10 protein-coding genes are annotated in these 12948 nt (G+C 63.7%); 4 read left to right on the top strand and 6 right to left on the bottom strand.

Going from position 1 to position 12948, the window contains the following annotated elements; all coding sequences use genetic code 11:
• Positions 1-16: 16 nt before the first annotated feature.
• Complete coding sequence (locus ACQZ5H_RS19555) at positions 17-922, bottom strand: LysR family transcriptional regulator (RefSeq protein WP_449098779.1); 906 nt, start codon at positions 920-922, stop codon at positions 17-19.
• Between the two features lie 109 nt (positions 923-1031).
• Here ACQZ5H_RS19555 and ACQZ5H_RS19550 point away from each other — a divergent pair, with 109 nt between their 5' ends.
• Entirely contained in the window at positions 1032-2027 is a 996-nt protein-coding gene (locus ACQZ5H_RS19550) for an aldo/keto reductase (protein WP_449098778.1), read from the top strand.
• A 40-nt stretch (positions 2028-2067) separates the two neighbouring features.
• Here ACQZ5H_RS19550 and ypfJ read toward each other — a convergent pair whose 3' ends face one another.
• On the bottom strand, positions 2068-2997 hold the full coding sequence (ypfJ, locus tag ACQZ5H_RS19545) for a KPN_02809 family neutral zinc metallopeptidase (protein WP_112715685.1): 930 nt from the start codon (positions 2995-2997) through the stop codon (positions 2068-2070).
• Positions 2998-3077: 80 nt separating this feature from the next.
• Positions 3078-3563: a DUF2306 domain-containing protein gene (locus ACQZ5H_RS19540; RefSeq protein ID WP_449098777.1), complete on the bottom strand. Its 486-nt coding sequence runs from the start codon at positions 3561-3563 to the stop codon at positions 3078-3080.
• 127 nt (positions 3564-3690) lie between these two features.
• Here ACQZ5H_RS19540 and ACQZ5H_RS19535 point away from each other — a divergent pair, with 127 nt between their 5' ends.
• From ACQZ5H_RS19535 to ACQZ5H_RS19525, 3 genes are all read left to right on the top strand, one after another.
• Positions 3691-4716, top strand: coding sequence for a zinc-dependent alcohol dehydrogenase family protein (locus ACQZ5H_RS19535; protein ID WP_449098776.1), 1026 nt, complete (start codon positions 3691-3693; stop codon positions 4714-4716).
• A 174-nt stretch (positions 4717-4890) separates the two neighbouring features.
• On the top strand, positions 4891-8379 hold the full coding sequence (gene carB, locus ACQZ5H_RS19530) for a carbamoyl-phosphate synthase large subunit (RefSeq protein ID WP_449098775.1): 3489 nt from the start codon (positions 4891-4893) through the stop codon (positions 8377-8379).
• A gap of 75 nt (positions 8380-8454) precedes the next feature.
• On the top strand, positions 8455-9465 hold the full coding sequence (locus ACQZ5H_RS19525; protein ID WP_449098774.1) for an alpha/beta fold hydrolase: 1011 nt from the start codon (positions 8455-8457) through the stop codon (positions 9463-9465).
• Positions 9466-9477: 12 nt separating this feature from the next.
• Here ACQZ5H_RS19525 and ACQZ5H_RS19520 read toward each other — a convergent pair whose 3' ends face one another.
• The 3 genes from ACQZ5H_RS19520 to ACQZ5H_RS19510 form a co-directional block, all read right to left on the bottom strand.
• Entirely contained in the window at positions 9478-9915 is a 438-nt protein-coding gene (locus ACQZ5H_RS19520; protein ID WP_449098773.1) for a VOC family protein, read from the bottom strand.
• 136 nt (positions 9916-10051) lie between these two features.
• The gene (locus ACQZ5H_RS19515) at positions 10052-11527 is read right to left on the bottom strand and encodes a UdgX family uracil-DNA binding protein (RefSeq protein WP_449098772.1); all 1476 of its coding nucleotides are present in this window, start codon (positions 11525-11527) and stop codon (positions 10052-10054) included.
• The gene (locus ACQZ5H_RS19510; RefSeq protein ID WP_449098771.1) at positions 11527-12759 is read right to left on the bottom strand and encodes a putative DNA modification/repair radical SAM protein; all 1233 of its coding nucleotides are present in this window, start codon (positions 12757-12759) and stop codon (positions 11527-11529) included. Before ACQZ5H_RS19510 ends, ACQZ5H_RS19515 begins: the two co-directional genes overlap by 1 nt.
• Positions 12760-12948 lie beyond the last annotated feature (189 nt).

The raw sequence follows: 12948 nt of genomic DNA, 5'->3' as shown, positions 1-12948 counted from the left end.
GCGAACAAAACGGGGACTAAGCCCCTCGCCGCGCCTCCGCCTTGACGAAATCGACGAAGGCGCGCAGCGCCGGCGGCATATGCTTGCGGCTGGCGTAATAGAGAAACGGCCCCGAGAATTCGCTCACCCAATCCTCCAGGATCGGCACGAGCTCGCCACGGCGGATCGCCGGAGCGAGCACCTCCTCGAATGTCCTGATGACGCCGAGCCCGGCAACCGCCGCCCCGACCTCCATCTCGATCGAATTCGCCACCAACGGCCCCGTCACCGAAAGCAATAGGCTCTCCTCGCCGCGGTCGAACTCCCAGGCAAACGGCGCCCGGCTCAGAAAACGATGGCGGATGCAGTCATGGTCTAGGAGATCGCGGGGATGCGACGGCGTCCCGCGTTTGGCGAGATAACCAGGTGCAGCGGCGGTGATATAGCGCTGCCGCCGCGGGCCGATCGGCACGGCGATCATGTCGCGCTCCAGCCGCTCGTCATAGCGGATACCGGCATCATATCCGGCCGCCACCACATCGATGAAATCGTCTTCGCCGAGCACTTCCAGTTTGATCTGCGGATAAAGCGCCAGAAACCGGCTGACGAGATCAGGCATGAACAGCCGCGCGGCGATCGTCGGCACATTGAGCCGCAGCGTGCCGGCCGGGCTGTCCTTGAAACTGTCGAGCTGGCCGAGCGCTGAAACCACCTCGCCGAGCGCCGGCGCCAGTCTCTCCAGCAACCGCTCGCCCGCCTCCGTCGGCGTCACGCTACGGGTCGTGCGGTTGAGCAGGCGTACGCCGAGTCGCTCCTCCAGCCGCCGCAGCGAGTCGCTCAGCGACGACGGCGAGACACCGCGCTTGCGGGCCGCGGCGCGAAAGCTCCGCTCTCTTGCAATGGCGGTGAAGGCATCCAGATCACTGAGGGGAAGATCGTCCATTGTGCGCTTTTCCGTACGGGCCGTTCGCAATCATCCGGATTATCGCACAGAGAGGCAAGGAATAGAAAGGGCGAAAGACGCCGCTCCGGCGTCGGCCAAGGAGACGAAGATGCAAACCTACCGCTTGGGAAACACCGGCCCTGACGTATCCGCCATCGGCCTCGGCTGCATGGGCATGTCGGGCATGTATGGCGCCGCCGACCGCGCCGAAAGCATTGCCACCATCCACGCCGCCCTCGATGCCGGTGTCAACCTGCTGGATACCGGCGATTTCTACGGCATGGGCCATAACGAGATGCTGATCGGCGAGGCCCTGAAGACCCGCAAGCGCGAGGAGCTGATCATCAGCGTCAAGACCGGCGCGCTGCGCGATCCGCTCGGCGCCTGGAACGGCTACGATTCCCGCCCGGCAGCACTGAAAAATTTCATCGCCTATTCGCTGCAGCGCCTCGGCACCGATTATATCGACATCTACCGCCCTGCTCGCCTCGATCCCAATGTGCCGATCGAGGAAACCGTCGGCGCCATCGCCGACATGATCAAGGCCGGCTATGTCCGCCATATCGGCCTCTCCGAAGTCGGCGCCGAAACCATCCGCCGCGCCGCCGCCGTTCATCCGATCGCCGACCTGCAGATCGAATATTCGCTGATCTCCCGCGGCATCGAGGACGCGATCCTGCCCACCTGCCGCGCGCTCGGCATTTCGATCACCGCCTATGGCGTGCTGTCGCGCGGCCTCATCAGCGGCCACTGGCAGAAGGGTCAGGATGGCGGCAAGGGCGATTTCCGCAGCGTCAGCCCGCGCTTCCAGGCCGCCAATATCGACCAGAACCTCGCCCTCGTCGAAGAGCTTCGCAAGATCGCCGCCGAGAAGCAGGCGAGCGTCGCACAGATCGCCATCGCCTGGGTCGCCGCTCAAGGCAAGGATATCATTCCGCTGATCGGCGCCCGCCGCCGCGACCGGCTGACGGAAGCGCTGGGCTCAAGCGCCGTGCAGCTAAGCGCCGGGGATATGGCGGCAATAGAGCGCGCCGTCCCGAAGGATGCGGCGGCCGGTGCGCGCTATCCGGAAGCACAGCTGAAACATATGGACAGCGAACATTGAGAATAAGGCTCCGCTGCCGCACGGCGGCGGAGCCTCTTGATCAGACCGGGCCGCTGAAGGTGTCGCAGGCCGAAACCTTGCCGGTATCGAAGCCCTGCTTGAACCATTTCACGCGCTGCGCGGAGGTGCCGTGGTTGAAGCTGTCAGGCACGACATAGCCCTGGCTGCGCTTCTGCAGCGTGTCGTCGCCGATCTGCTGGGCGGCATTCAGCGCGTCCTCGAGATCGTCCGGATTGATATAGCCCTTGCGCTGCTCGAACTTGGCGAAGACCCCGGCAAAGCAATCGGCCTGCAGCTCGACGCGCACCGACATCTTGTTGGCATCGACCTCGCTCATCCGCTGGCGGGCCTCGTTGAACTTCGGCAGCACGCCGAGAATGTTCTGGACGTGATGGCCGACCTCATGGGCGATGACATAGGCCTCGGCGAATTCGCCCTTGGCGCCGAACTGCTGGCTGAGCTGGCGGAAGAAATCGGTGTCGAGATAGACCTTGCGGTCGACAGGGCAATAGAATGGCCCGGTCGCCGCCGATGCGGCACCGCAGCCCGAGCGCGTCGAGCCGGAGAACAGCACCAGCGCCGGCTTCTCGTAGGTCTGGCCGGAGGCCTGGAAGATGCCGGTCCACGTATCCTCGGTATCGGCGAGCACGGTGCGCACGAAGGCGGTCATGTCGTCATTGGCAGGCGTACCGCGGCTCTGGGAATCGCTCTGCTCGTAGCCCGAGCCGCCGCTCATCGTGCCGTCCATCACCTGCATCAGGTCGATGCCCATCGCCTTGAAGATGAAATAGATGACGACGAGGAAGATGATCGTGCCGATCGACAGGCCACCACCACCGCGGCGCACGCCGCCGGATGGAAAGCTGAAACCGCCTCCGCGGCCGAAGGGATTTTGCCCGAGACCGCCGCTCGAAGGGTCTCCGCGGCGATCCTCGATATTGTCCGACTGGCGACGACCCTTCCATTCCATCTGAACTCTCCCCGGCAACGCCGAACGCGTCTCTTTCGTTTGAGATTATATATCCGGCGCTTGACCGAATTCCAGCGGCATCATGCAGCCCGCTGCACCCGCGCCGAAAGCACGATCGCCGCCGCAGCACCCGCCACCAGCAGGCCGAAAACCAGCGCCACCATGTCATGCCCCGAGAATACCACCTCATTCATGATCCGGCCGGGGACCAGCGTGAATCCGCCCGCAATGATGATGCCGCCGAAATAGATCGACCGGACGATCCGCCGGTGGGTCGCGACGTCATGGCGCCGCGCCGCCGCGATCGCCTGCCAGGCGCCGAAGATCGTCGCGGCCGAGAGCAGGTGAATGGGGCTGAAGCCGAAGAACATTTTGATCTCGTGAATGAAGAAGCTTGTCGCCGCCGTCACCACCATCAACGCCATCCAGATCTTGCCGAGCAGCCGGTGAAGCGGCGTGCCCTTCCGGTGCAGCAGGATGAAGGCGCCGAGCAGCGCTGCCGGAATGACGGTCGCCACATGGACCTGAATGGCAGGCGATGCATCGAGCAAGGGTTCAAGGGTCATGCCTGGCTCCTCCTCCGGAATGGCCGATTGTCCCGAGCAATATCCACGGACGCAAGAGGCAAAACACCAGCGGCTTGACGGCCCCGCGCTTTTTGTCCCTGATGCCGGGCGGAGCGAGGAGAAGATCATGAAAGCGCTGCGTCTTGAAGCGACCGGCCGGCTGGCTGTATGCGAGACCGAAAAGCCGGTTCCCGGCCCCGGCGATGTCCTGGTGAAGGTCGAAGCCTGCGGGATCTGCGGCACCGACCGGCATCTTTTTCACGGCGAGTTTCCGGCCCGCCCGCCGGTGATCCTCGGCCACGAGTTCACCGGCATCGTCGAGGCGGTCGACGCCGATGTCACCGGCTTCCGGCCGGGCATGCGCATCACCGGCGACCCCAACATTTCCTGCGGCCGCTGCCCGGAATGCCAGCGCGGCCGCGTCAATCTCTGCCGCAATCTCGAAGCGATCGGCATTCATCGCGATGGCGGCTTTGCCGATTATGTCTGCATCCCGGAAACCCAGGCCTTCGCCCTGCCCGACGCGCTCGATCCGCTCCACGGCGCCTTCTGCGAACCGCTCGCCTGCTGCATCCACGGCATCGACATGGCGGAGATCAAGACCGGCTATTCCGTCGTCGTCCTCGGCGGCGGCGTCATCGGCCTGCTCGCCGTGCAACTGGCGCGGCTGGCAGGTGCGACGCGCGTCGTGCTCGTCACCCGCAATGCAGACAAGCGCCGGATCGCCCAAGAACTCGGCGCCACCGCGACCATCGACCCCTCCTCCGGCGATGTCATCGAGCTGATCGCCGGCGCATCAGGCCTTCTTCCTGGCGGAGCCGACGTGGTGATCGAGTGTGCTGGTGTTGCCCAGACCGTCGAGGAGACGCCGCGACTCGCGAGAAAAGGCGGCACGGCGCTCATTCTCGGCGCCATGCCGCAGGGCACCAAGGTCGAGATCGAGCCCTTCGACCTGCTGTTTCGCGAGATCCGCCTGCTGAGCTCCTTCGTCAACCCCTTCACCCATGCCCGTGCCGCCGATCTGATTGCCACCGGCACCATCAGGGTGGAGCCGCTGATCACCCGCAAGATCGGCCTGGAGGAAGCCCGCCAGACCATCATCAACCCGGCCCCGAACGGCGAGATTCGAGCCCTCGTCATACCCGGTCTGTGAAGGCTTTTCCGAGAGACTGCGGATTCCTGTCGATTCCTTGAATTATGGGGTTCCGTTTCGGTTTCGCTTTGCCTATAAGCCGCTTCTAGCCTGAAAAGACCCTCAATGCGCGACCCGACCCGGTGATCTCCCACCCTGGCCGGTTTTTTGCGCAGCTAGAAAGTGGAAAAGCCGATGCCGAAGCGCCAAGATATCAAATCGATCCTCATCATCGGCGCGGGTCCGATCGTTATCGGCCAGGCATGCGAATTCGACTATTCCGGCACCCAGGCATGCAAGGCGCTGAAGGAGGAAGGCTACCGCGTCATCCTCGTCAACTCCAATCCGGCAACGATCATGACCGACCCGGGTCTCGCCGACGCAACCTATGTCGAGCCGATCACCCCCGAAGTCGTCGCCAAGATCATCGCCAAGGAACGTCCGGACGCCCTGCTGCCGACCATGGGCGGCCAGACGGCGCTCAACACCGCGCTCTCCCTGAAGCGCATGGGCGTTCTCGACCGCTACAATGTCGAGATGATCGGCGCCAAGCCGGCCGCCATCGACAAGGCCGAAGACCGCGCCCTCTTCCGCGAAGCCATGGAGAAGATCGGCCTCGAAACCCCGCGCTCGATGCTGGCAAACGCCACCGACATCAAGGATGCCGACCGCAAGACGCATGAAGCCGAGCGCGCCAAGCTGCGCGAGAGCCTCTCCGGCCCCGATCTCGACAAGGCGCTCGACGAGCTGGAAAACCACTGGAACCTCGGCGAGACCGACCGCAAGCAGCGCTATATCAGCCATGCCATGGCGATCGCCGCCCAGGCGATCGACGTCGTCGGCCTGCCCGCCATCATCCGCCCGTCCTTTACCATGGGCGGCACCGGCGGCGGCATTGCCTATAACCGCTCGGAATTCTTCGAAATCATCGGCGGCGGCCTCGATGCCTCGCCGACCACCGAAGTGCTGATCGAGGAATCGGTTCTCGGCTGGAAGGAATATGAAATGGAAGTCGTCCGCGACAAGGCGGACAACTGCATCATCATCTGCTCGATCGAAAACATCGACCCGATGGGCGTCCACACCGGCGATTCGATCACCGTCGCTCCGGCGCTGACGCTGACCGACAAAGAATACCAGATGATGCGCAACGCCTCGATCGCGGTCCTGCGCGAGATCGGCGTCGAAACCGGCGGCTCGAACGTCCAGTTCGCCGTCAACCCGAAGGACGGCCGCCTCGTCGTCATCGAAATGAACCCGCGCGTCTCGCGCTCCTCGGCTCTCGCTTCCAAGGCCACCGGTTTCCCGATCGCCAAGGTCGCCGCCAAGCTCGCCGTCGGCTACACGCTCGACGAACTCGACAACGACATCACCGGCGGCGCGACGCCGGCCTCGTTCGAACCGTCGATCGACTACGTCGTCACCAAGATCCCGCGCTTTGCCTTCGAGAAGTTCCCGGGCGCCTCGCCGATCCTGACGACGGCGATGAAGTCCGTCGGTGAAGTCATGGCGATCGGCCGCACCTTCGCGGAATCGCTGCAGAAGGCGCTGCGCGGCCTCGAAACCGGCCTGACCGGCCTCGACGAGATCGAAATCCCCGGCGTCGAAGAAGGCGAATCCAGCCAGAACGCCATCCGCGCCGCCATCGGCACGCCAACGCCGGATCGCCTGCGCATGGTCGCCCAGGCGCTGCGCCAGGGCATGAGCCCCGAAGAGGTCCACGAAGGCTGCAAGATCGACCCGTGGTTCATCGCCCAGTTCAAGGCGATCGTCGATACCGAAGCCCGTATCCGCGAACACGGCCTGCCGCAGGATGCCGCAAACCTGCGCAGCCTGAAGGCCATGGGCTTCTCCGACGCCCGCCTCGCAACACTATCAGGCAAGCGCCCGAAGGAAGTTGCGGAGCTCCGCAACAGCCTGAACGTCCGCCCGGTCTTCAAGCGCATCGACACCTGCGCCGCCGAATTCGCCTCGCCGACCGCCTACATGTATTCGAGCTACGAGACGCCCTTCGTCGGCGCCGCGCGCTCCGAAGCCGAAGTCTCCGACCGCAAGAAGGTCGTCATCCTCGGCGGCGGTCCGAACCGTATCGGCCAGGGCATCGAGTTCGATTACTGCTGCTGCCATGCCGCGTTTGCTCTGCGCGACGCCGGCTATGAAGCGATCATGATCAACTGCAACCCGGAAACCGTGTCGACCGACTACGACACCTCCGATCGCCTCTATTTCGAGCCGCTGACGGCAGAAGACGTCATCGAGATCCTCCGCGCAGAGCAGGAAAAGGGCGAAGTCGTCGGCGTCATCGTCCAGTTCGGCGGCCAGACGCCGCTGAAGCTCGCCGAAGCGCTCGAAAAGAACGGCATCCCGATCCTCGGCACCGCGCCCGATATGATCGACCTTGCCGAAGACCGCGACCGCTTCCAGAAGCTGCTGATGAAGCTCGATCTCAACCAGCCGAACAACGGCATCGCCTACTCAGTCGAGCAGGCCCGTCTGGTCGCCACCGAAATCGGCTTCCCGCTGGTCGTCCGCCCGTCCTACGTTCTCGGCGGCCGTGCGATGCAGATCATTCACGCCGAAAGCCAGCTGCAGACCTACCTGCTGGATACGGTGCCGGAACTGGTGCCTGAAGACATCAAGCAGCGCTACCCGAACGACAAGACCGGCCAGATCAACACCCTGCTCGGCAAGAACCCGCTGCTCTTCGACAGCTACCTGTCGAACGCCATCGAAGTCGACGTCGATTGCCTCTCCGACGGCACCGACGCCTATGTCGCCGGCATCATGGAGCATATCGAGGAAGCCGGCATTCACTCCGGCGACTCGGCCTGCTCGCTGCCGCCGCGCACGCTGTCGACGGAAATGCTCGACGAGCTCGAGCGTCAGGCAAAGGCAATGGCCAAGGCGCTCAACGTCGTCGGTCTGATGAACGTGCAGTTCGCCATCAAGGACGGCACCGTCTACGTGCTCGAAGTCAACCCGCGCGCCTCGCGCACGGTGCCCTTCGTCGCCAAGACCATCGGCGCCCCGATCGCCAAGATCGCCGCCCGCGCCATGGCCGGTGAAAAGCTCGACCCGACCTTCGCCGCCTACGGCGAAAAGCCGGATCCGCGCAACCTGAAGCACATCGCCGTCAAGGAAGCCGTCTTCCCCTTCGCCCGCTTCCCGGGCGTCGATACGCTGCTTGGCCCGGAAATGCGCTCGACCGGCGAAGTCATCGGCCTCGACACCGATTTCGCGCTGGCCTTCGCCAAGTCGCAGCTCGGCGCCAGCGTCGAACTGCCGCGTGACGGCACGGTCTTCGTCTCGGTGCGCGATGCCGACAAGCAGCGCGTCCTGCCGGCGATCCGCATTCTGGTCGGTGAAGGCTTCAAGGTTCTGGCAACCGGCGGCACCGCCCGCTTCCTCGGCGAAAACGGCATCGAGGCGACGAAGATCAACAAGGTTCTTGAGGGCCGTCCGCATATCGAGGACGCCATCCGCAACCGCCAGGTCCAGCTCGTCATCAACACGACCGACGGCAACAAGGCGATCTCGGATTCGAAGTCGCTGCGCCGCGCCACGCTGATGCAGAAGGTGCCCTACTACACGACGATGGCCGGCGCCGAAGCCGCCGCCCTCGCCATCAAGGCCCTGCGGGCCGGCAATCTCGAAGTCCGCCCGCTGCAGAGCTATTTCGCATAAGCATCACGGCCCGAAATTCTTAACGGGCTGTCTGCTATTCCTCGCCGCATGAAACATTGCGGCGGGGGAGCGCGCATGAGAAGCATAGCCATCCGGATCGTCAAAATTCTCGCTGGCATCGCCGGTGCGCTGATCGGCCTAGCGCTTCTCGTGTTTGCCGGTTTCTATGCCGCCTCGATCTGGCGCGAGAGCCTGCCGCCGGGCCGCAATGGCGAGGCCGGGCAATATCTGCAGGCCGATGGCCTCGACCTCCACTACAAGCAATGGGGACCACAGAGCGGTCCGGCGATCCTGCTGATCCCCGGCGCCATGGCATGGTCCGAAACCTGGGCGCCGATCGCCGAGCGGCTGGGCGCTGAAGGCTTCCGCGTCATCGCCCCCGACCTGCCGCCTTTCGGCTATTCCGAGCGCCCCGCTTCCGGCGACTATTCCCGGCAGGCGCAGGCACGCCGCATCCTCGCCTTTGCCGATGCCGCAGGCCTCCAGCAATTCGTGCTGCTCGGCCATTCCTTCGGCGGTGGCGCGACCATGGAAACCGCGCTCATCGCGCCGGACCGTATCTCCGGTCTCGTCCTCTTGGATGCTGCTCTCGGCCTTGGCCGCCCGCCCTCCAAGCCGCCGCTGGCACCGCTCTTTGCCGCCCCCGGCCTACGGGAAGCCATCATCGCCGCGACCTTCACCAATCCGCGGATGATCGGCAAAGGGCTGCGCGATTTCGTGGCCGATGACGATGCCGTCGCGACACCGGAACGGATCGAGGTCTACCGCCGTCCGCTCGTCGTCAAAGGCACGAGCCACGCCGTTGCAAACTGGTTCGTCACCGGTCTCTTCGGCAACGAGGAAGCCTCCCGCGCCTTCAAGCCGGAGAATTACCAAAGCTTCCAGAAACCGGCCTTGCTGATCTGGGGCAAAGAAGACAGCGTCACGCCGCTGGCGCAGGGCGAAGAGATCGCCCGCCTGCTGCCGGAGGCGCAGCTCTCCGTTCTCGACGGCGTCAATCACATTCCGCAGATCGAGGCACCGGAAAAGACCGCCAGCCTGATTGCGACCTTCGTCTCCTCGCTACAGGCACCGGGCAGCAACTAGGCGCGCGTCAGGTCAGCCGAGCTCTTCGGCAAGCCCGATCAGCAGACCTTCCGGTCCTCTGATATAGCAGAGCTTGTAGACGTCCTGATAGCGAACCACCTCGCCTACGAGCTCCGCACCGCGTGCGCGCAACCGCGCGAGCGTGTCATCGATATCGTCGACGGTGAACATGGCGCGCAAATAGCCGAGCGCATTGACGGGCGCATTCCGGTGATCGGCGATCACCGCGGGCCGGATGAACCGGGAAAGCTCGAGCCGGCTATGGCCGTCGGGCGTGCGCATCATGGCGATCTCGACATGCTGATCGCCGAGCCCGGTGACGCGTCCCGCCCATTCCCCTTCGATCGTCGCGCGCCCTTCGAGATCGAGCCCGAGTTCGCGAAAGAAATCGATCGCCACATCGAGGTCCTCGACGACGATCCCGATATTGTCCATCCGCTTGAGCGCCATGCTTCCCGTCTCCTGATATGGTTTCAATCGAGAGGATATCCCTCATCGGCCAGAGGACGTTTCAGATGCCTCTCAACCGACATCGGCAGCGACTTTTTCGCCGCCCATCGATCCGAGCTACCATTGAATCAAAAATTCAGGCAGCGGAATCACTTTGCGAAATCCTGCGCATAAGCGTCTGAATCTCCACCATATCCTGCTGGAAAAGCGCCAGCTGCTCAGCCCTATCCCGCTCGTCCGGAAGCCGCAGCAGGTAGGACGGATGCACGGTGACGAAAAGCAGCCGTCCATTGGGCATCCGCATCGCCTGCCCCCTGATGTCGGTCAGCCGGTGCTTCGTCTCGGTCAGCGCCGCCAGCGCCGTCGCCCCCATCGCCACCATGATCTTCGGCTTTATGAGATCGAGCTCCAGCTTCAGCCACCAGCGGCAATGCTGTACCTCGCCCATATTCGGGCGCTGATGGATGCGCCGCTTGCCGCGCGGCTCGTATTTGAAATGCTTGACGGCATTGGTGACATAGAAGCTCGAACGGTCGATCCCCGCCGCCTCGATGGCCTGATCGAAGACCTTTCCCGCCGGGCCGACAAACGGGCGTCCTGCCAGATCCTCCTGATCGCCCGGCTGCTCGCCGACGAAGACGATATCCGCATTCTCCGGCCCCTCGCCGAAAACCGTCTGCGTCGCCTTCTCATGCAGCGGACAACGGGTGCAGACGGCGGCCTGCTCCCGCAACGCCTCCAGCGTGCCGGCGGGTGCCGGCTCTGGCAGGGGCTGGCTTCTCGCCGCCTGCTGTAGCCGGTCGTGGAAAGGCTGCGGCGTCGTCGCCTGGCGCTTCGACATCTCGATCACCCGGCTTTCGGCATTGGCGACCAGCCCCGGAATGAGCTCCGCTTCCGGCAGGTTTTTCCAGTATTTCTTCGGCATCTCCGCCTGCATCGCCTTCACCTTCAGCCGCGCCGGGTTGAAGATATTGGCGTAATAGGTCCGCCAGAGCACATCGGCATCATCGGTCAGATCGGGCTTTTCGCAGGGCTCGTGGCTGGTCGTCAGCTTCACCCCGTCCCATCCGGCAGATCCCTTCGGCGTCAGAATGATCCAGTCCATGTCGTTGAACCGCCGCTGGAAGAACGGCGCCTTGCGCACGACGATATGATGATCCGGCTCGAACCAGGCCAAAAACTTCCGCCGCCCGTTCATCGAGATGCCGCTGCCGACCTCCTTGAAGCGAACGAAGGCGGTCATCTTGTGCGCGTCGCGGCGCACGCTCTTCTCCATCAGCCGGGCCCGCGAGACATCCTCGTCGGAGACGATATCGAGCAGCTTCCTGTCCGATTGCAGCCGCCACAAGAGCGTATAGAGCAGCGTAAACCGCACGGGATCGGTATGGCAGATGACGGCAGAGGCAAGGTCGATGAAGGCCTGCGGCACCGTCAACTGCGATTTGCCCGATGGTTGCGGCGGCAGAACATCCTCTTCCCAGAACAGCTGCTTGTCGCCGCCCCTCTCCCGCCATTCGATTTCGCCGGGCGCAATGCCGGCAGCGGCGAGCGATCGGGCGGCATCGCGCCACTCGGTAAAATCGCCCCTGCCATGCAGCGCCACCTTCAGCATCAGAGCAACTGCAGCTGTTCGGGCTTCGGTTCGAACATGGCGCGCAGATCCGGCCGGTCGATCAGCCGCTTCGGCGTCCAGCCCTCCGCCGTGACGAAGGCCTGCACCTTCTTGATCGACACGCCGAGCCGCGACAGATCCTCGATGCGCAGCTTGCGGAACCGGCGGCCGGACAGGATGCCCTTCACCGCCTTGGTTCCAAGGCCGGGCACGCGCAGCAGCAGCTCCTTGGCGGCTTTGTTGATGTCGACGGGAAACTGGTCGCGATGGCCGAGCGCCCAGGCGAGCTTCGGATCGAGATCGAGATCCAGCATGCCGCCCTCCTGCGTCGCGGTGATCTCGTCGATACCGAAGCCATAGAAGCGATAAAGCCAGTCTGCCTGATAGAGCCGGTGCTCGCGCATCAGCGGCGGCTTGATCAGCGGCAGGTTCTTCGAGGAATCCGGGATCGGGCTGAAGGCGGAATAATAGACGCGCCGCAGCCCGTAGCTGCCGTAGAGCCGCGCGCTGGTGCCGAGGATCGTCGCATCATTGGCGCCATCGGCCCCGACGATCATCTGCGTACTCTGCCCGGCCGGCACGAAGCGCTTGCGCCGTTTGGTCTGCAGCGTCGGCTCACCGGCCTCCTCGATCTTCAGCCGGAGATCACCCATCGAGCGGCGGATGCTCGACGGCTTCTTCTCCGGCGCCAGACGGGTGATGCCGTTGTCGGTCGGCAGCTCGATATTGAGCGACAGCCGGTCGGCATAAAGCCCCGCCTCCTCGATCAGATGCGCAGACGCCTCGGGGATCGATTTCAGATGGATATAGCCGCGGAAATTATGGGTGACGCGCAGCTCCCTCACCACCCGCACCATCTCCTCCATCGTATGGTCGGAAGAGCGGATGATGCCGGAGGATAAAAACAGCCCCTCGATGTAATTGCGCCGGTAAAACTCCAGCGTCAGCCACACCACCTCTTCAGGCGTGAAGCGGGCGCGCTCGACATTGCTCGACGAGCGGTTGATGCAGAAAGCACAATCATAGATGCAGAAATTGGTGAGCAGGATTTTCAGCAGCGAGATGCATCGTCCATCCGGCGCATAGGCATGGCAGATGCCGGATCCCTCGGTCGAGCCCAGCCCGCCGCTGGCGCCCGAATCGCGCTTCGTCGTACCGCTGGAAGCACAGGAAGCATCGTACTTCGCGGCATCTGAGAGGATGGCCAATCGTTCATTCAGCGACTTCTTCATGGATTTGTTCCCTATATGTTCTTTTGCTAAAAGTCAATGAAAGCCAGCGGATTTCTGCGCCAGATATCGCAACCGTGAGCCGGGTCAGAAGCGCTGATACGAATTTTATGGAAATCGCCGGTAGCGATCTGCTATAAGCGAAGCAACTAGGATTGTTGGCACGGTTCCGAAGTTCTCTTCGGGACCTGT

This window comes from Rhizobium sp. 21-4511-3d, assembly GCF_053522545.1.
Note: the sequence above shows the minus strand (reverse complement) of the source record. Positions and strands in the feature narration are given on the sequence as shown.

Coding starts and splice junctions, on each gene's coding strand:
- ACQZ5H_RS19535 (WP_449098776.1), top strand. CDS start 3,691: ATGAAAGCGCTGCGTCTTGAAGCGACCGGCCGGCTGGCTGTATGCGAG.
- ACQZ5H_RS19515 (WP_449098772.1), bottom strand. CDS start 11,527: ATGCTGAAGGTGGCGCTGCATGGCAGGGGCGATTTTACCGAGTGGCGC.
- ACQZ5H_RS19525 (WP_449098774.1), top strand. CDS start 8,455: ATGAGAAGCATAGCCATCCGGATCGTCAAAATTCTCGCTGGCATCGCC.
- carB (WP_449098775.1), top strand. CDS start 4,891: ATGCCGAAGCGCCAAGATATCAAATCGATCCTCATCATCGGCGCGGGT.
- ACQZ5H_RS19555 (WP_449098779.1), bottom strand. CDS start 922: ATGGACGATCTTCCCCTCAGTGATCTGGATGCCTTCACCGCCATTGCA.
- ACQZ5H_RS19550 (WP_449098778.1), top strand. CDS start 1,032: ATGCAAACCTACCGCTTGGGAAACACCGGCCCTGACGTATCCGCCATC.
- ACQZ5H_RS19520 (WP_449098773.1), bottom strand. CDS start 9,915: ATGGCGCTCAAGCGGATGGACAATATCGGGATCGTCGTCGAGGACCTC.
- ACQZ5H_RS19540 (WP_449098777.1), bottom strand. CDS start 3,563: ATGACCCTTGAACCCTTGCTCGATGCATCGCCTGCCATTCAGGTCCAT.
- ypfJ (WP_112715685.1), bottom strand. CDS start 2,997: ATGGAATGGAAGGGTCGTCGCCAGTCGGACAATATCGAGGATCGCCGC.
- ACQZ5H_RS19510 (WP_449098771.1), bottom strand. CDS start 12,759: ATGAAGAAGTCGCTGAATGAACGATTGGCCATCCTCTCAGATGCCGCG.